18 protein-coding genes are annotated in these 18327 nt (G+C 67.5%); 13 read left to right on the forward strand and 5 right to left on the reverse strand.

Features of this window, described 5'->3' with window-relative positions:
• The first annotated feature begins 146 nt into the window (after positions 1 to 146).
• The 7 genes from IE191_RS03180 to IE191_RS03210 all read left to right on the forward strand — a co-directional run bounded on the left by IE191_RS03180 (position 147) and on the right by IE191_RS03210 (position 7412).
• Entirely contained in the window at positions 147 to 416 is a 270-nt protein-coding gene (locus tag IE191_RS03180) for a DUF6489 family protein (RefSeq protein WP_191322893.1), read from the forward strand.
• 32 nt (positions 417 to 448) lie between these two features.
• Positions 449 to 1756, forward strand: coding sequence for a tRNA uridine-5-carboxymethylaminomethyl(34) synthesis GTPase MnmE (gene mnmE / locus IE191_RS03185; protein ID WP_191322894.1), 1308 nt, complete (start codon positions 449 to 451; stop codon positions 1754 to 1756).
• 175 nt (positions 1757 to 1931) lie between these two features.
• A complete protein-coding gene (gene mnmG / locus IE191_RS03190) occupies positions 1932 to 3785 on the forward strand; it encodes a tRNA uridine-5-carboxymethylaminomethyl(34) synthesis enzyme MnmG (RefSeq protein ID WP_191322895.1) in 1854 nt (617 codons plus the stop codon).
• Complete coding sequence (gene rsmG / locus IE191_RS03195) at positions 3782 to 4486, forward strand: 16S rRNA (guanine(527)-N(7))-methyltransferase RsmG (RefSeq protein ID WP_229815071.1); 705 nt, start codon at positions 3782 to 3784, stop codon at positions 4484 to 4486. Before mnmG ends, rsmG begins: the two co-directional genes overlap by 4 nt.
• Positions 4483 to 5259 carry a ParA family protein gene (locus IE191_RS03200; protein WP_191322896.1) on the forward strand — a complete coding sequence of 259 codons (777 nt, stop codon included), beginning with the start codon at positions 4483 to 4485 and terminating at the stop codon, positions 5257 to 5259. Before rsmG ends, IE191_RS03200 begins: the two co-directional genes overlap by 4 nt.
• Positions 5256 to 6233, forward strand: coding sequence for a ParB/RepB/Spo0J family partition protein (locus tag IE191_RS03205; protein ID WP_191322897.1), 978 nt, complete (start codon positions 5256 to 5258; stop codon positions 6231 to 6233). The genes IE191_RS03200 and IE191_RS03205 overlap by 4 nt, the downstream gene beginning before the upstream one ends.
• A gap of 132 nt (positions 6234 to 6365) precedes the next feature.
• Positions 6366 to 7412, forward strand: coding sequence for a nucleoside hydrolase (locus tag IE191_RS03210; RefSeq protein ID WP_191322898.1), 1047 nt, complete (start codon positions 6366 to 6368; stop codon positions 7410 to 7412).
• A gap of 4 nt (positions 7413 to 7416) precedes the next feature.
• Here the strand turns inward: IE191_RS03210 and msrC are convergent, their stop codons facing one another.
• Entirely contained in the window at positions 7417 to 7896 is a 480-nt protein-coding gene (gene msrC, locus IE191_RS03215) for a free L-methionine (R)-S-oxide reductase MsrC (RefSeq protein WP_191322899.1), read from the reverse strand.
• 71 nt (positions 7897 to 7967) lie between these two features.
• Here msrC and IE191_RS03220 point away from each other — a divergent pair, with 71 nt between their 5' ends.
• Positions 7968 to 9428: a PQQ-dependent sugar dehydrogenase gene (locus IE191_RS03220; RefSeq protein WP_191322900.1), complete on the forward strand. Its 1461-nt coding sequence runs from the start codon at positions 7968 to 7970 to the stop codon at positions 9426 to 9428.
• A 91-nt stretch (positions 9429 to 9519) separates the two neighbouring features.
• On the opposite strand, the gene purH is transcribed toward IE191_RS03220, so the two are convergent.
• Genes purH through rpe form a run of 3 tightly spaced genes read right to left on the reverse strand, consistent with a single transcriptional unit; the run spans position 9520 to position 13734 of the window.
• The gene (gene purH / locus IE191_RS03225; protein WP_191322901.1) at positions 9520 to 11109 is read right to left on the reverse strand and encodes a bifunctional phosphoribosylaminoimidazolecarboxamide formyltransferase/IMP cyclohydrolase; all 1590 of its coding nucleotides are present in this window, start codon (positions 11107 to 11109) and stop codon (positions 9520 to 9522) included.
• 11 nt (positions 11110 to 11120) lie between these two features.
• A complete protein-coding gene (locus IE191_RS03230) occupies positions 11121 to 13070 on the reverse strand; it encodes a heparinase II/III family protein (protein ID WP_229815072.1) in 1950 nt (649 codons plus the stop codon).
• A 4-nt stretch (positions 13071 to 13074) separates the two neighbouring features.
• Positions 13075 to 13734: a ribulose-phosphate 3-epimerase gene (gene rpe, locus IE191_RS03235; RefSeq protein ID WP_191322902.1), complete on the reverse strand. Its 660-nt coding sequence runs from the start codon at positions 13732 to 13734 to the stop codon at positions 13075 to 13077.
• A 293-nt stretch (positions 13735 to 14027) separates the two neighbouring features.
• Between rpe and IE191_RS03240 the strand changes: the two genes are divergently transcribed.
• The 3 genes from IE191_RS03240 to IE191_RS03250 all read left to right on the forward strand — a co-directional run bounded on the left by IE191_RS03240 (position 14028) and on the right by IE191_RS03250 (position 16311).
• Positions 14028 to 14537 (forward strand): DUF2141 domain-containing protein, encoded by a 510-nt coding sequence (locus IE191_RS03240; protein WP_229815073.1) that lies wholly within the window; start codon positions 14028 to 14030, stop codon positions 14535 to 14537.
• A 55-nt stretch (positions 14538 to 14592) separates the two neighbouring features.
• Complete coding sequence (locus tag IE191_RS03245) at positions 14593 to 15549, forward strand: 2-hydroxyacid dehydrogenase (protein ID WP_191322904.1); 957 nt, start codon at positions 14593 to 14595, stop codon at positions 15547 to 15549.
• 135 nt (positions 15550 to 15684) lie between these two features.
• Positions 15685 to 16311, forward strand: coding sequence for a class I SAM-dependent methyltransferase (locus IE191_RS03250; RefSeq protein WP_191322905.1), 627 nt, complete (start codon positions 15685 to 15687; stop codon positions 16309 to 16311).
• 84 nt (positions 16312 to 16395) lie between these two features.
• Here the strand turns inward: IE191_RS03250 and IE191_RS03255 are convergent, their stop codons facing one another.
• Entirely contained in the window at positions 16396 to 17217 is an 822-nt protein-coding gene (locus tag IE191_RS03255; RefSeq protein ID WP_191322906.1) for a hypothetical protein, read from the reverse strand.
• Between the two features lie 122 nt (positions 17218 to 17339).
• Between IE191_RS03255 and lipB the strand changes: the two genes are divergently transcribed.
• Complete coding sequence (lipB, locus tag IE191_RS03260; protein WP_191322907.1) at positions 17340 to 18017, forward strand: lipoyl(octanoyl) transferase LipB; 678 nt, start codon at positions 17340 to 17342, stop codon at positions 18015 to 18017.
• Positions 18014 to 18304, forward strand: coding sequence for a hypothetical protein (locus tag IE191_RS03265; RefSeq protein ID WP_191322908.1), 291 nt, complete (start codon positions 18014 to 18016; stop codon positions 18302 to 18304). Before lipB ends, IE191_RS03265 begins: the two co-directional genes overlap by 4 nt.
• Positions 18305 to 18327 lie beyond the last annotated feature (23 nt).

Below are 18327 nucleotides of genomic sequence, written 5' to 3' on the forward strand. Positions count from 1 at the left end.
GCATTGATCCGAGACAAGGCTTTGCTGGGTCGATGCGAGCCCTTGGTCGGCCACCATGCCGATTTGGTCGATGTGTCGCTTGGCGCGCGGCAGAGACTGTGACAGGCTTTGCGATCAAGGCCGTGCGCAACCGGGAGAGCGATGCGATGAAAGTGAATGTAGAAATCGAATGCAGCCCGGAAGAAGCGCGGCGTTTTCTCGGCCTGCCCGATGTGTCGAAAGCCAACGATGTCTATGTCGATGCCCTGGCGCGCGCCATGCAGGGCGTGAGCAGTGTCGACCAATTGCAAGGCTATGCCAAGCAGCTCGCGCCGATGGGCGAGATGGGGCTCAAGCTGTTCCAGCAGTTCATGGAGCAGGGCGCCGGCGCCGCCATGGCCGGGTTCAAGGCCGGGATGAGCGGCGACAAGAAGTAGGCGCCTTGGCCTGCGCGTGATAAGCGCCGGGCATGAGCGAGAATACCATCTTTGCCCTCAGTTCGGGTGCGCCGCCGGCCGGCATTGCCGTCGTGCGGATCAGTGGTCCACAAGCCGGACCTGCGCTGGCGGCCCTTTGCGGCTCCTTGCCGGCGCCGCGCCGTGCCACGTTCCGGCCCTTGGTCGATCCCGCCGACGGTAGCCCGCTCGATGCCACGATGGTCCTCTGGCTGCCCGGTCCGCGTACCGCGACCGGGGAAGACAGTGCCGAGCTGCATCTCCATGGCGGTCGTGCCGTGGTGGCCGCCGTGCTGGCCGCCCTGGCGCGCCTGCCCGGTCTGCGCCCGGCGGAAGCGGGCGAGTTCACCCGCCGCGCCTTTCTCCATGGCCGGATCGATCTCAACGAGGCGGAAGGGCTGGCCGATCTGCTCAGCGCCGAAACCGAATTGCAACGGCGCAGCGCGCTGGCCATGGCCGAAGGTGCGCTGTCTCGCCAGGTCGATGCCTGGCGCGACGGTGTGCTGCTGCTCTCGGCCCGGCTGGAAGCGCTGCTCGATTTTTCCGACGAGGATGACGTGGCCGACGGTGGCGCGCTGTTGCCACCGGGCTTTGCCGAGCAAGCCACGACGCTGGCCGCTGCCATCGAGGCCTGGTTGTTGCGTCCGCGTGCCGAGCCCTTGCGCGAAGGCTTCCGCATCGTGCTGGCGGGGCCGCCCAATGCCGGCAAGTCCACCCTGTTCAATGCCCTGGTCGAGGCCGAGGCGGCGATCACCGCTGCCGAGCCCGGTACGACCCGCGACGTGCTGACGCGCAGCGTGGCGATCGACGGCGTGCCGTTCACCTTTGCCGACACGGCCGGCCTGCGGGATGAAGGCGCGGGCGAGATCGAACGGATCGGCATCGCCCGCGCGCGCGCCGAAGCGGCCCGCGCCGATCTGATCCTGTGGCTGGGGCCAGAGGGGGAAGGGCCGGTTGATGGCACGGCGCCGCTGTGGGAACTGGCCGCCCGCGCCGATGATCCCTCGGCGCCCGCCAAGGTGAAGCCACGGCATCGCCTATCGGTCCACACCGGCGAAGGGCTCGATGCCCTGCGCCGCGACCTGGTCGCCCATGCTCGCGCCAGCCTGCCGGCGCCGGGCGAGGCGGCGCTCAACGCCCGCCAGCATGGCCTGTTGGAACAGGTCCATGCCGCTCTTGTGGCGGCGCAGCAGGAGCATGATCCTCTGCTGGCGGCAGAGCACTTGCGCCTGGCCCGGCGCGCGCTCGATGCGTTGACCGGACGGGCGGGAACCGAGGACATGCTCGATGCCTTGTTCGGGCGGTTCTGCATCGGCAAGTGATCGGCGCGGGGGCTTCGACAAGCTCAGCCCGAACGGACCTGGTTTCAATATCCCTGAAAACTCCGTTCGCCCTGAGCTTGTCGAAGGGCGTGAAGCCTTGCGCTTACCCCGCTCACATATGTTCCACGTGAAACACACTTTGACCCAAAGAGCGCAGAGCGATAGGGCAGGGGGCATGCATTCCTTCGACATCATTGTGGTCGGCGGCGGTCACGCCGGCGTCGAGGCGGCCGCTGTCGCGGCGCGGATGGGCGCGCGCACGGCGCTGGTCAGTTTCGATCCCGACAAGATCGGCGCGATGAGCTGCAACCCGGCGATTGGCGGATTGGGCAAGGGCCATCTCGTGCGCGAGGTGGACGCTTTCGATGGCGTCATTGCCCGTGCCGCCGATGCCGGTGCGATCCACTATCGCATGCTCAATCGCTCCAAGGGCAGTGCGGTGCAGGGGCCGCGTGTGCAGGCCGATCGCAAGCGGTTCAAGGCGGCGGTGCAGGCGGTGGTCAATCATCAGCCGGGCCTGACCGTGGTGGCTGGAGAAGCGGCGGCGCTGCGTCTGGCCGGGGGGCGGGTCACCGGCATCGATCTGGCCGATGGCTCCATTCTGGAGGGATCGGCCGTGGTGCTCTGCACCGGCACTTTCCTGGGCGCGCGGCTGTTCCGCGGGGAAGAGCGGATGGAGGGCGGCCGCATTGGCGAGGATGCCGCCCATCGCCTGGCGGCGCAGATGCGCGATGCCGCGCTGCCGATGGCCCGGCTCAAGACCGGCACGCCGCCCCGGCTGGATGGCCGCACCATCGATTGGGCACGGCTGGAAGAGCAGCACAGCGATGCCGATCCCTGGACGATGTCTCCCCTCACCAAGGCGCGCCCGCTGCCGCAGATCTTCTGTGGCATCAGCCGCACCAATGCGCGCACCCATGACATCATCCGCAGCGGGCTTGATCGCTCGCCTTTGTTCACCGGCGCGATCGGCGCGCGGGGACCGCGCTATTGCCCGTCGATCGAGGACAAGATTCACCGCTTTGCCGATCGCGACAGCCACCAGGTCTTCCTGGAACCGGAAGGTCTCGACGATACATTGGTCTATCCCAACGGCCTCTCCACCTCGCTGCCGGCCGATGTGCAACTGGCGATGATGCGCTCGATGGAAGGGCTGGAGCAGGTGGAGATCGTCGTGCCTGGCTATGCCGTGGAATACGATCACATCGATCCGCGCGCCTTGCGGCCCAGCCTGGAAGTGCGCAGCCTGCCCGGTCTCTATTGCGCCGGCCAGATCAACGGCACCACCGGCTATGAAGAGGCCGCCGCGCAAGGCCTGGTGGCTGGCATGCACGCGGCGGCCGCCGTGCTCGGCACGGCACCGGCACCGCTCGATCGCGGGTCCAGCTATATGGCGGTGATGATCGATGACTTGACGCTGCACGGAGTGAGCGAGCCCTATCGCATGCTCACCGCGCGGGCCGAGTATCGCCTGCGCCTGCGCGCAAACAATGCCACCACGCGGCTGACCCCGCTGGGGCTGGCGGCCGGTTGTGTCGGTCCCGAACGGCGGGCCTGGTTCGAGCGGCGCGGCGAGGATCGCGCCCGGCTCGAAGCGGCGCTGGCCCAGGAAACCACACCCAGCGAAATGGCCCGCGCGGGACTGGCCGTGCGCGCCGATGGTGCGCGGCGCAGCCTGATGGAATGGCTGCGCTTCCCCGAAGTGACGCTCGCCGGCCTGGCTCCCTGGCTGGATGACGCCATGCCCGACGATGCCTTGCTGGTGGAAGAGGTGGAGGAAGACGCCGCCTATGCCCCCTATCTCGCCCGGCAGGAAGCGGAGCTGCGCGACTTGCGCGCCAATGAAACCGTGCCGCTGGGCGAAGACTTCCCCTATGCGCAAGTGCCGGGTCTTTCGGCCGAAATGGTCGAACGCCTGAGCGCGGCGCGGCCTGAAACCCTGGCCGCTGCCGGTCGCCTCGCCGGGATCACCCCGGCGGCGCTGGCCAGCCTGCTGGTCCATGCCCGCCGTCGCATGGTGGCGGCATGATCGTGGCCACCCTGATCGAAAGCGAAGCCCAGGCGCAGGATTGGTTGCGCCAGGTCCTGGGCGCCGATGACGCCGCCATGGCCCGGCTGGCGCGGTTGGTCGAGCTGCTGGTCGAGGAGAACGAGCGGCAGAACCTGATCGCGCGGGGCACGATCCCGATGGTCTGGCAGCGCCATATCGTCGACAGTGCGCAGCTTCTGGCTGTTCCACGTGAAACATTGCCCGAGGGGCCATGGCTCGATCTTGGCACCGGGGCGGGCTTCCCCGGTCTGGTCATTGCCGCGCTGCAACCGAATCGCCCGGTCACGCTGGTTGATTCGCGGCGGCTGCGCACCGAGTGGCTGGCGCGTGCGGCGCAGGACTTGGGCCTCGATCGTGTCACCGTGACACTTTCGCGCGTGGAAGATCTGCCCGATCAAACCTATTCCGTGCTTTCGGCGCGCGCTTTTGCGCCGTTGGACAAGCTCTTGGCGATTTCTTCGCGTTTTTCCACATCGGAAACGGTGTGGTTGCTGCCAAAAGGGGCGAAGGCCGCGCAAGAATTGGCTATACTGCCGGAAACCTGGCGCCATGTGTTTCACGTGGAACAATCGCTGACCGATCCCGCCGCCGGCGTGATCGCCGGCCGCTTGCTGGGTGGCCATCCCCCGAAGCCTGCCCGCAAGCCGGCGTCGGCTTCCCAACGAGGCTCCCGTCAATGATCACCATCGCCATTGCGAATCAGAAGGGCGGCGTGGGCAAGACCACCACCGCCATCAATATCGCGACTGCCCTGGCCGCGACCGGCTGGAAAGTGCTGCTGGTTGATTTGGACCCGCAGGGCAATGCCTCCACCGGAATCGGCCTCAATGCGGCAGACCGCGAACGCTCGTCTTACGACATGCTGATCGACGGGGCCGGGGTGGCCGAATGCGCCGTGCCCACGCGCATTCCCGGCCTCGACATCATCCCGGCCACCGTGGACCTGTCGGGCGCGGAAGTGGAACTGGTGAGCGTGGAAGATCGCACCGGTCGCCTGCGCGCCGCGCTGCATCGCGATACCACGCATGAAATCTGCCTGATCGATTGCCCCCCCAGCCTTGGCCTGCTGACGCTCAACGCCATGGCGGCGGCAGACAGTCTGATGGTTCCCTTGCAGTGCGAATTCTTTGCGTTGGAAGGGCTTAGCCAGCTCCTCCAGACGGTGGAGCGGGTGCAGGAACGCTTCAATCCCGATCTTGGCATCCTGGGCATCGTGCTGACCATGTACGATCGCCGCAACCGCCTGACCGACCAGGTGGCTGACGACGTGCGCTCGTGCCTGCGCGATCTGGTGTTTGAATCGGTGATCCCGCGCAACGTGCGCTTGTCCGAAGCGCCCAGCCATGGGCTCCCGGCGCTGATCTATGACCATGCCTGCTCGGGATCGCAGGCCTACATGAAACTGGCGCGCGAATTGATCGGGCGCCTGCCGGAACGGAGGAAGGCGGCATGAGCGGCGAAGAGGGCGTCAAGGCACCACCGGCCAAGCGCGCTGCATTGGGCCGGGGGCTGGGCGCTTTGCTGGGTGAAACCCGGCGCGAGGAATCGCTGGTCCGGCCCGCGCCGGCGCCATCTGCCGCGAATGGGGCAGGGGCCTCTGCCGCCACGGTCCAGGCCACCCGCGCCACAACCGGCGTGGCGCTGCTCTCTGTTGCCGAGATCGAGCCGCATCCCGATCAGCCGCGCCGCCATTTCGATGAAGAGGCGCTGGACGAACTGGCCCAGTCGATCGCTGCGCGCGGGGTGATCCAGCCGGTGATCGTGCGCCCGGTGGCCGGTGGCCGCTATCAACTCGTGGCGGGGGAACGTCGCTGGCGCGCCGCGCAGCGCGCCCGCGTACACGAGATTCCCGCGATTGTCCGTCAGCTCGACGAACGCGAAGTGACCGCGCTGGCCTTGATCGAAAATCTCCAGCGTGAAGACCTCAACCCGGTGGAAGAGGCCCGCGCCTATCAGCGCCTGTCGGAAAACGACGGGTTGACCCAGCAGGAAATCGCCCGCTTCGTCGACAAGTCACGCAGCCATGTCGCCAATCTCATGCGCCTGCTGTCGCTGCCCGAAGAAGTGCTCGACATGGTGCAGCGCGACGATCTGTCGATGGGCCATGCCCGCGCGCTGGCGGTCGTGCCCGATCCGCTGCCGCTGGCGCAGGACATCGTTGCCAAGGGCCTGTCGGTGCGCGATGCCGAACGCCTGGCCAAGCGCGCAACCAAGCCGGAAAGCGGCCCGCGCCGTGCCCGTGCCGAGCGCGACCCTTCGGATTCGGCCGATATCGCCGCGGTCCAGGCCCATGTGGAGGAATTCCTCGGCCTGAAAGTGACGATCAATGCCGATGCCGATCCGCGCACCGGCAGCGTGGTGATTCGCTACAAGACGCTCGACCAGCTCGACCTGATCTGCCAGCGGCTCACCGGCGGGGCGATCTGACCGGCGGATAGGGCGCGCGGGGCACGCGAATTTTCGCAACGCCTTGTCCGGATCATTGCGTTTGCTCCCCTGCCCATCGCCGGGCCACGTTCCGCGTCAACGATCGACCGTTGACGCGAGGTGCCCCGGCCCATGGCTCTGACTGTTTCCCTTTCCATCCGTCGGCGCCTGCTTGGCCTGGTGCTGAACCTGGCCTTGGGGACCGGGCCGGCATTCGCACAGGAACCGCCGATACCGGAAAAGGTGATCTACGATGCTGATTTCGGCATCGATGACGCCATGGCGCTGATCCTGCTGGCGCGGCGCCCGGATGTGGCGCTGCTGGGCGTGACCACCGTATTCGGCAATGCGCAGATTGCCGATACCACGCGCAACGCCTTGTTCCTGAAAGACTATCTTGGCCTTTCCGCCCCCGTTGCGCGCGGCGCGGCCAAGCCGCTGATTGGCCCAACGCCGCCGCCGCCCGCCTGGATTCATGGTGCCAATGGCCTGGGCAACTATCCTGTGCCTGTGCCGCGTGCTGCGCTCGATCCGCGCAGCGCGCCGCAACTGATCATTGATCTCGTCCGCGCCCATCCCGGCGAAGTGACGATCCTGGCGGTCGGGCGGCTCACCAACCTGGCCACGGCGCTCGCCCTGGCGCCCGATCTGCCGCACCTGGTCAAGCGGGTGGTGATCATGGGCGGCGCCTTTGGCTACAACTATCAGGGACAGCGCAGCGGCAGCAATCCGTTCAGCGTGGCAGAAGCCAATATCGGCGGCGATCCCGAAGCGGCCGATGAAGTGATCAACGCCGGCTGGCCGGTCACGTTGGTGCCACTCGACGTCACCATCCGCACGGTGATGGACCGCGCTTATCTCGCCGCGCTGCCCGGCAAGGATGGCGCGCTGATCCGCGCGATCACCCGGCAGACCTATGTGAACGCGCAAGGCAGCATGCCGGTGCACGATTCGAGCGCGGTGTTCTATGCGCTGCGGCCTTCCGCCTATACCACCGTGGAAGGCGTGGTGCGGGTGGAGCCGGGAACCGGGCCAGCGGCGGGAATCACGGTGATGGCGCCACCCGGCAGCCGCGATCCGGGCTTTGCCAGGCACGGCACGGTCCATGTCGCCACCGGGGTGGATGCGCCTGCCGTGCTGGCATTCTATGCGCAGAGCCTGCGCGACGCGGGTCGCTAATTCCTCAGATTGCCTCGGCCAGAGCGGCCGCCAGCGCCTCGATCCCGCGTGCGTCTTCCTCGTCGAAGCGGGCGAGGGTGGGGCTGTCGAGATCGATCACCGCGATCACCACGCCATCGCGCTTGATCGGCACGACCAGCTCCGATGCGCTGGCCGCGTCGCAGGCGATGTGGCCGGGAAAGGCGTGGACGTCGCGCACCAGTTGCGTTTCGCCGGTGGCGGCCGCGGCGCCGCACACGCCCTGGCCCAGTGGAATGCGGATGCAGGCGGGCTTGCCGGCGAAAGGCCCGAGCACCAGCGTCTCGCCGATCCGGCGATAGAACCCGGTCCAGTTGCAATCGGGCAGGGCCATGGCCAGCAGCGCGGCGACATTGGCCATATTGGCCACGCCATCGCTTTCGCCATGGATCAGCCCGCGCGCGGCGGCGACCAGATCGGCATAGAGCGTGGGCTTGTCGGCGGCATCGAAATGAAAATCGTACATGACGCCAGCGTCTAGCGCATTTCCCGCAAGCTGTCATTGCAGCGAAGCCTTGGCGGCCCTAGTTTGCCGGCATGAGCACCCTCAAGAAGTTCCTCATCGCCCTTGGCTTGTTGCTGATCGCGATTGCCGCGTTCCTGGCCTGGGCCATCCGTGGCCCGGCCGCGCAATATACCACCGACGAAACCTCTGGCCCCCATCCCAAGATCGCCGAGCCTTCGCCCCAGACGATTCCCGGCGTGGGCATTGCCAAGCCGATCGGCTGGCAGGCCGGTGAAACCCCGGTGGCGGCGCAGGGTCTGGTCGTCACGCGCTTTGCCGATGGGCTGGATCATCCGCGCACCCTGGCGGTTCTGCCCAATGGCGACGTGCTGACGGCAGAGACCAATGCCCCGGCGGGCGATCGGGCCGGTGGTGGCCTGACCGGCCTTGTCGCGGGCATCCTGTTCAGCCAGGCCGGCGCGGGCGAGCCTTCCCCCAACAAGATCGTCGTGCTCCGTCAGGATGCTAGCGGCAAGGCGACGCAGCGCTTCGTGATGGAAAATCCGGCGCTCGATTCGCCATTCGGCATGGTCTGGCGCGAAGGCCGGCTCTATGTGGCCAACCACAATGGCGTGGTGTCGTGGCCGTTCCAGCCGGGGCAGACGACGCTGCCGGGCAAGCCTGAAAAGCTCATGGACCTGCCGCCGTCCGGCATGCACTGGGCGCGCAACCTGGCGCTCAGCCCCGATGGCCAGCGGCTCTACATCTCGGTGGGATCTGGCACCAATATTGCCGACAACGGATTGGAAGCCGAAGCCGATCGCGCCGCGATCTTTGAATATGACTTCACCAAGCACCGCGTGCGCCAGTTTGCCGGCGGCATGCGCAATCCCAATGGCATGGACTTCAATCCCTATACCGGGGAACTCTGGGCCGTGGTCAACGAGCGCGACATGCTCGGCCCCGATCTCGTGCCCGATTACCTCACCAACGTGCCGCTCGGTGCGCAGTACGGTTGGCCTTGGGCGTACTGGAAGAAGTACATCGACTGGCGCGTGAACTTGCCGATGCCGGAATACATGATGGAATACGTGCGCAAGCCGGAATACGGCCTGGGCGCGCATGTCGCCCCGCTCGGCCTGGCCTTTGCGCGCGGCGGCAACACCATGGGTGATCGCTTTGCCGGTGGCGCGTTCATCGCCCGCCATGGCTCGTGGAACCGCCGTCCGCTGGCCGGCTATGACGTGGTCTTCGTGCGCTTCGACAGCCACGGCAACGTGCTGCCCGCGCCGCCTGCGCCCGTGCTCACCGGCTTCCTCAACAAGGATGGCAAGGCCCATGGCCGCCCCACTTGGGTGGCCTTTGCCAAGGATGGCGCGCTGCTGGTCAGCGACGACGTCGGCGGCGTGATCTGGCGCGTGACGGCGCCCGGCGCCAAGCCCGCTCCGGCCATTGCCCAGATCGCCGATACCCCGCTGCCGCCCAAGCCGCCGATGGGCAAGATCCGCATCCAGGAAAACCCGGATTCGGTGCTCAACAAGCCGCAGCAATGATGACTCCCCTCCCGCAAGCGGGAGGGGAGCAAAAAAGGGGGGCGGTGCCGAAAGGCGCCGCCCCCCTTTTTTGTCGTTCAAACGCCAGCGATCAGTGGCGGAAGTGGCGCATGCCGGTGAAGACCATGGCCAGGCCGGCTTCGTCGGCGGCCTTGATCACGTCTTCGTCGCGGATCGAGCCGCCGGGCTGGATCACCATGGTCGCGCCCGCTTCCACGGCGGCCATTAGGCCATCGGCGAAGGGGAAGAAGGCGTCAGAAGCGACGGCGGAGCCGACCGTGCGGGCTTCGCTCCAGCCGTGGGTCTGCGCCGCTTCCTGGGCCTTGGCAGCAGCGATTCGGCTGCTGTCGCGGCGGTTCATCTGGCCCGCGCCGATACCGGCGGTGACGCCATCCTTGGCATAGACGATGGCGTTGGACTTGACGTGCTTGGCCACGGTCCAGGCAAACAGTGCGTCCTTCAATTCCTGCGCGGTGGGTTCGCGCTGCGTCACCACCTTGAGGTCGCTGGCGCTGATCTTGCCGTTGTCGCGATCCTGAACCAGCAGGCCGCCGGCGATCGGCACGGTGATCAGGCCGGCGCGCGCGGCATCGGGCAGTTCGTTGACGAGCAGCAGGCGCAGGTTCTTCTTGCGGGCAAAAGCCTCGCGCGCAGCGGCGTCGGCGCCCGGCGCCACGACCACTTCGGTGAAGATTTCGCAGATCGCGTTGGCAGTGGGGCCATCGAGCGGCTGGTTGACCGCGACGATGCCGCCAAAGGCCGAAACGCTGTCACAGGCGAGCGCGGCCTGCCAGGCATCGAGCAGCGTTTCCGCGCTGGCCACGCCGCAGGGGTTGGCATGCTTGACGATCACCACCGTCGGCTTGTCAGCAGCAAATTCCGCCACCAGTTCCAGCGCGGCATTGGCGTCGTTGTAGTTGTTGTACGACAGTTCCTTGCCCTGGATCTGCTCGGCCTGGGGCAGGCCGACCACGGCGCTGCGGCGCGGCACATAGAGCGCGGCGGACTGGTGCGGGTTCTCGCCATAGCGCAGCGTGGTCACCAGGCTGTGCGCAGCGGCCAGCGTCTGGGGGAAATGCTGCTGCTGGTCGACCGTGGCGAACCAGGTGGCAATCGCCGAATCATAGGCCGCCGTGGTGGCATAGGCCTTGGCCGCCATGGCGCGGCGGAAAGGCAGCGAGGTCTTGCCGCCGGTCTGTTCCAGCTCCGCGATCACCGTGGCATAGTCGGCCGGATCGGTGAGGATCGTGACGTAATCGTGGTTCTTGGCCGCCGAACGGACCATCGAGGGGCCGCCGATGTCGATGTTCTCGATCACTTCGTCGCGGTCCGCGCCCTTGGCCACGGTCGCTTCGAAGGGATAGAGATTGACCACCACCAGGTCGATCGCGCCGATCTGGTGCTCGGCCATGCTGGCGGCATGCTCGGCATTGTCGCGCACCGCCAGCAGCCCGCCGTGGACCTTGGGGTGCAGCGTCTTGACGCGGCCGTCCATCATTTCGGGAAAGCCGGTGAGTTCGGAAATGTCCTTCACCGCCAGGCCCGCTTCGCGCAGCGCCTTGGCCGTGCCGCCGGTGGACACCAGTTCCACCCCGTGCGTGGCCAGCGCCTGGCCCAGCTCCACAAGGCCGGTCTTGTCGGACACCGAAAGCAGCGCCCGCCGGATCGTCACATCGCTCACGTTGAAAATTCCTATCTCATCTTCTTGAGCAGCCAGGAGAAACTTTCTCCACTGCGCGGGATCTTGGCCGTGATGACAAGCTGGCGCGTGCCCAGGGGGCGGCCCAGCCCATCGGCCCAGAGCGATTCCTCGATCGTCACCGGCTCACGCCCCGAACGGAACTGCCACAGGCCGCCGTCGGGCAGGGCAAGAGTGACGCCAAGGCCGTCCTGGCCTTGCGCCAGCTCGATATGCGGGCCGAGGTGGAAGCGCAAGGCAACACCGATCATGCCGCGCTTGCCTTTCTTGCCCTGCGGCACCAGCAGGTCTTCGCCGCGCAGCTCGGTGCCATCGTCGCGCAGGATCAGGATGCGCTGGTGCAGCAGGCCATAGCGGCTGACATAGCCGTTGTGACTCGCCTCGATCCGGGTGGCCGACTGGCCCTGCGGCCCCGGCGCGGCGGCGGCATAGCTGCCATCGGCCTGAAGCGTGCGGCGGTCCACTTCCACTTCGGAAACACCGCTGCCCAGCTTGCCGTTGATCAGCACGGCGGTGGAATTGAAATCATCGATGGTCAGCGTGGAATGGGCCGCCGTGGCGCGCAGGCCCTGGGCCAGGCGCAGCGGGATGAGGCCCCCGGCAAAGGCCGCGCCGCCGCAATTGACGATCAGGCGTTCGGCGCCGTGGCTGAATTCGAACGCCAGGGTGGAAGCGCAGCCATCGCGCGCGTGGCGGGCGATCGGCGGTGGCGCGGCATCGAGCAGCAGCACGGACTTGCCCGCCGTGATCCGCTGATAGCCCCATTGCCGCGCGTCGCGCAGCGGGCGCGTGCGCACGCCGCTGGCCTTGATCAGGGTGGCGATCTGGTCGGCCGGCACGGCGCCGGCGCCCTGCCAACTGCCCAATGCGCCATCGCCGTGGAGCAGGGCCAGCAGTGGTGGCACCAGCAGCGACAGGATCGTCTCGATCTGCTGCGGCGGATCGCGGCGCACGGCCGCGTAGCAGGCCTTGAGGCGCACCAGGATGGTGATCGCCTCGATCTGGCCCAACGGGCTGCGCGAGAGCACGCCGCCGTCGTCGCCCACCATGTCACCCAGTGCGCGGATCAGCCCGGCCTCGCCGAACAGGCGACGCGGGCCGCCGTCGGCCATCAGCAGGCCCGTGGCAGTGATCGCGGCCCAGCCGGCCACTTCGCCCAGCTTGTCGTCGGCGCGCGTCACGTTGCGATCGAGCCAGCGCGCGGTCTCGGCCATGGCGTGCAGCACGCGGCTGCGGAACTTCTTGTCGCTGCCCGAAAGCAGCAGCGGGGCATGGATCAGCCAGGTGAGCTGGCGATGGCCGGTGTGGCCCACGTCCCACGCCGGGCTGGCGTTGGGCTGGGGATTGGCATTGAGCCACATGCCCAGCACACGCTCGGCGATGCCGGTGCATTGCGCGCGCGGGCCGCTGGCTTCCAGATCGGGCAACCAGGCAAAGCCGTGTACCATGCGCTCGAACGGCGGCGGCAGGCGTGGCCCGGTGAATTCGGTATCGGCAATCGCCGCCTTCATCCCGTGCACCAGGAAATGCCCGGCGCGCAGGGCCTTGCCGGCGGCGGCATCGCCGGGAAGCGGATTGCTGACTGTGGCGGTCAGGCGCGGGCGGGCGCGCTTGCGGAACGGATGAAGGGCACCGGCCGGCAGGCCGAGGCGATAGGCAAAGCGCAGCAAGCGTTCTCCAGCGCTGACCGCCGGTGGGGAAAAATCGGCCAGGGCCAGGGCGCGGCCTGGCTCGACCACTTCGGGGCGCAGCGGCGCTTCGTCTTCGGCAGGCATCAAGGGGGGGAGAGGACGGATCGCGCGCGTCGCGCCATCCTCGCGCACATCCTGGCGCAGGGGTTCGCGGTCCAGGCCCAGGGGCAGGGCGGGGCTGGCTTCGTCCACGGCGCGCGCCTTGCCTTTGGCGGGCTGACCACGGGCGATGGAGAAGCCGGGCTCGTCCACTGGGTCAGCCGATCCCTTTGAGCGCCGCGATATTGGCGGCATAGCGATCCGGCCCACCCTTGAACGTGGCGGTGCCGGCCACCAGCGCATCGGCGCCAGCGGCCACGCAGAGCGGCGCGGTGGTCGCGTCCACGCCGCCGTCCACTTCCAGGTGGATGGGGCGGCCGGTCTTGTCGATCATCTTGCGCACCGCCTCGATCTTGCGAAGCTGGCTGGAAATGAAGCTTTGCCCGCCAAAGCCGGGGTTGACGCTCATGATCAGGACCAGGTCGATTTCGTCGATCAGGTAATCCAGCATCTTGGCGGGCGTGGCCGGGTTCAGCGCGATCCCGGCCTTCTTGCCCAGCGCCTTGATCGCCTGGACGGTGCGATGGATGTGCGGGCCGGCTTCGGGATGGACGGTGATGATGTCCGCCCCGGCCTGGGCGAAGGCTTCCAGGTAGAGGTCCACCGGGCTGATCATCAGGTGCACGTCGAACGGCTTGGTGGTGTGCGGGCGCAACGCCTTCACCACCGCCGGGCCGATGGTGATGTTGGGCACGAAATGGCCATCCATCACATCCACGTGGATCCAGTCGGCCCCGGCGGCATCGATTGCGCGGACTTCCTCGCCCAGCCGGGCAAAGTCGGCAGAAAGGATCGAGGGGGAAATCAAGGGGGGCATCGACGACGGATCCGATCGCATACGGGAGTAAGAGATAGCCCGCACCAGCCAAATCGCCAAGCGGGCGCCGTTCGGCGCTTAACGGCCGCGAATCGGCGCCACAAGCAATCTTTGCGGAATTTTCCACACGCATTGTCCGGTTTCGGGGCCGATTGCCGGTGGTTCGGTCCAAAAGCGTGGCGATAGGGGTTGGCCCGCACACTTTGGCAGCAATGCCACGGTCGTGCGGCGAACACCGCTCTGGCGGCTGCGCCCTCTTGCCATCAGCGGCCGGGCTTGCCATCGACAACGGGGTGAAAACGCTGTTCGATTCCTTCCGGTGCGCCCTGGTCGCGCTTGGCGCAAGTCTGGCACTGCTGCCGGGCACTGCGCTGGCGTCCAGCCATGGCGTGCACCTGCCGCCGCTCGGTTGCGTCGGCCCGCCCAGCGACACCTGGCTCAATGTCACGATCGACAAGGTACGCTCCGACCGCGGCGTGATCGCGCTAACCGTCTATCCCGACGACGCGCGCAAATTCCTGATCGATGGCGGCTCGCTCTATGTTGCCCGGGTGCCGGCGCGGGCGGAAAAGACCCGCATGTGCCTGTTCCTGCCCCAGCCCGGCATCTATGCCTTGGCCGTCTATCACGACGAGGACAATTCCGGCTCGCTCAACCGCATCGGCCCGATGGGCCTGCCGGCCGAAGGCTTCGGCTTTTCCGGCAATCCCAACTCGATCGAAAGCCTGCTGGAATTCCGCTCGGTTCGCCTGGCGGTGCCGCGCACCAACCTTTCGACCAAGATCCGCCTGCGCTATCCCTGAGAGGCAGCCCGATAAAGGGCTGCCTTTTCAAGCTTTCGCGCGCTACCATGGCGGCATGACCAAGCCAGCCGTTCTCGCCGCCGCGCCGTTTCCGCCGTTCACCATGGCCCCGCTCGAGGCCGCTTTCGCGGTGCACCGCCTGTGGGAGGGGCTGGACGATCGCGCCGCCGGATCGATCCGCGCGCTGGCCACCAACACGCTGTTCGGCCGCCTGGGTGCCGAGGTGATGGACCGCCTGCCCGCGCTGGAAATCATCGCCAATTTCGGCGTCGGCTATGACAATATCGACGTGGCCGCAGCCGCCGCGCGCGGGGTGGTGGTGACCAACACCCCCGGCGTGCTCGACGAGGAAGTGGCCGACCTGACGCTGGGCCTGCTGCTCGCCACGATCCGCCGCATTCCCCAGGCCGAGCGGCACTTGCGCGCCGGGCTGTGGACCAAGCCGGATGGGGCCTTCCCGCTTTCCCCCACCTTGCGCGGGCGCCGCGTGGGCATCCTTGGGCTCGGCGCGATCGGCAAGGCGGTGGCGCGCCGGCTGGAGGGCTTTGGCGTTGCGATCGCCTATCACGGCCGCACCCGGCAGGATGGCGTGGCCTATCCCTGGTATCCCAGCGCGCTGGCCCTGGCCGAGGCGGTCGACGTCCTGGTGGTGGTGGTGCCGGGCGGCGCGGCCACGGCCGGCCTGGTCGATGCGGCGGTGCTGCGCGCGCTCGGCCCCCAGGGCGTGCTGGTCAATGTTGCGCGCGGCAGCGTGGTGGACGAGGCGGCGCTGATCGCGGCCTTGCAGGACGGCACGATCCTGGCGGCCGGGCTCGACGTCTATGCCCGCGAACCGCAGGTGCCCGCCGCGCTGGTGGCGCAGGACAATGCCGTGCTGCTGCCGCACATCGGCTCGGGCTCCGTCGCCACGCGCACCGCCATGGGCCAGTTGATGATCGACAATCTTGCCACCTGGTTCGCGCAAGGGCGGGCGCTCACGCCGGTGCCGGAAACCCCTGGATTGCCGGGCTGATCATGATGTTGCGAATCGCTGTTGTGCTATAACGGTTCGTCGCAACGGGCTGGGCCTTGCGGCGAACGCTTGCAATAGTGCCACGGATTTGCAACTTGCGCGGTTCACGCACGAAGATAGGGATGCCTGTCCACAATGAATTCGACCCAGGCGGCGCGCGCTCCTTTGCATCAGCGGGTACGGCGCAAGGCAGAACGGATGTTCGGCCCGGCAGGCATTTTTTTCAAGGGGTTCGTCAAGCACCCGGTGATGGTGGGTGCGATCGTGCCGTCCTCGCGCCGCACGATCGCGCGCGTGCTGTCCAAGGTGGATTGGGAACGCTGCGACCTGTTCGTGGAATACGGCCCCGGCGTGGGCACGTTCTGCCAGCCGGTGCTCGATCGCCTGCGCCGCGATGCGCGGCTGATCGTGATCGACACCAACCCCGATTTCATCACCTATCTGGCGCGCACCATCGGTGACAGCCGCTTCATCGCGGTGCATGGCTCTGCGGCGGACGTGGAAAGCATCGTGCGCCAGCATGGCTACGACCACGCCGACTACGTGCTGTCGGGCCTGCCGTTCACGACGCTGCCCGAAGGGGTCGGGCCGGCGATCATGGCCGCCACGCAGCGTGTGCTGCGCCCGGGCGGCGCGTTCCTGGTCTATCAGTACACCGCCCGCGCCCGCGCGCTGATGAGCCGCTATTTCCACCGTATCGACAAGGGGTTCGAGCCGATCAACGTGCCCCCTTGCGTGATCTCGTGGGGGTGGAAGGACTGACCTTCTGAACAATGGAACGGCTGCGTTCCATTGTTGACGCAAAAACGCCCGCTCCTTCACCGGAGCGGGCGTTTTTGCATGATCTCACAGCGCGGGGCGGGGCAGGTCCTTGGTCAGTTGCCCGTGGATGCCCGCCAGCATCGCCACGAAATAGGTCGACCCCACAGCATTGAGCAGCGCGGAAACCGCTTCGTTGAGCAGGCGGGCGCTTTCGCTTTCGGCGCCCAGCACTTGCGCGCTGAGCAGGCCGATCACCATCATCACCACGCTGCTCGCCACGACATAGACGAGCATGGCCAGCGCCAGGAAGGCGAGGATGCGGCCGGTATTGCCGCGCGTCAGCGCCAGGCTGGCGCGAATCGCCATGATCGGGCTGTGGGTGCGCCCCACGCCCAGCACCGGGCCAACCATGATCGTGCGCAGCAGTGGGAACACGGCAGCGGCGATGCCGGCCCCGGCCGCGATTGGCGCGGGCACGCGCAGCACGATCAGCGCACCGCTGACCACGATCATCAGCACGGCGGCAAACAGGCCGACCATGATCTGCGAGGCGAAATAGGCCGGCACGCGCGCGGCACAATTGCGCAGCGCTTCGCCCACGGTGGGCCGGCTGCGATCAAGCATGCACACCAGCATGGCGATGAAGCCCACGATCGGGACCAGCGACAGCGGCAGGATGACCGGCGCGTTGCGCAGGTAATAATCCTGCATCGATTGCGCGAGCTGGGCCTGCGTCATCTGCGCGGTCACAGCCGGCGGATCGACGAACACCGCCAGGGCCAGCAGCGGCAGCAGGAAGAACACCCCGGCAATGGCCATCAGCACATCGGCATTGGCCGAAACCAGGCGCCGGGCATCCTGCCAGGCGGCCATGCTGTCCAACGGGGCGATCAACGGTTTGCTCACAGGTGTTCCTTGGTTTCCGGTTCGTCCTTGCCCTAGCAAAGCGCGCGCGGGTGTGCACCACTCTTCCCGGTGCGCCTTGCCCCTTGCGTTGCGGCTCCTTCGGGGCCAAGTCGCAAGGCACCATGACTGTGCCCGATACGCTCGAGATCGTTCGTGAAACCGCCCAGGTGCCCTATCGCCCCGCGCTGGAGGCGATGGCCGTGCGCAACGCCGCGATTGCCGATGGCACGGCACCCGAGCTGATCTGGCTGCTCGAACATCCGCCGGTCTATACCGCCGGCACCAGCGCCGACCGCGCCGAACTGCTCGATCCGCGTTTCGAAGTGGTCGAGGCCGGGCGCGGCGGGCGCTACACCTATCACGGGCCGGGGCAGCGCATCGGCTATGCCCTGCTCGATTTGCGCCAGCGCGCGCGCGACGTGCGCGGGTTCGTCCATGCGGTGGAAGGCTGGGTGATCGACACGCTCGCCGATTTCGGCGTGGCGGCCTGGCGCGCCGAGGGGCGCATCGGCATCTGGTGCGCCGGGGCCGACGGGCGCGAGGCCAAGATCGGCGCGATCGGCGTGCGCATCCGCCGCTGGGTGACGATGCACGGCTTTTCGGTGAACCTCTCGCCCGACCTGTCGCATTTCGGCGGGATCGTGCCATGTGGCATCGAGGAATTCGGCGTCACCAGCCTGAAGGACCTGGGCCGCGAGGTGAGCAGCGCGCAGTGGGACGAAGCCCTGCTGGCGCGCTTGCCGGCGTTCCTGGCCAAGCTGGATGTGGCCTGCCCGCCGGTGGTGGAGACAAAGGAATGAAGATCGCGCCTGCCCTTGTCCTGCTGCTCGCGCTGGGCGGCTGCCAGAAAAGCGCCGAGCCGGAGAAAGGCGCCGCCAAGGCCGCCGGCGGGGAAGTGCTGCCGGGCAGCGTCAGCGACGCGATGATCGACCTTGATGGCGCCACCGGTACGCCACCCTTGCAGCCCGCGCCGAAAGCCAGGGCCAGTGCAGCAGCTCCGGAACCGACGGCGAGTGCGGATGCCACGGCAGCGGCTACAGAAACGCCGACTCCCGCAGCAGCGCCCGCGGCACCGCCCGCGCAATAGGTGGATCAGTGTCGTCACCCCGG

The organism is Novosphingobium pokkalii (assembly GCF_014652855.1).
Lineage (GTDB): Bacteria > Pseudomonadota > Alphaproteobacteria > Sphingomonadales > Sphingomonadaceae > Novosphingobium > Novosphingobium pokkalii.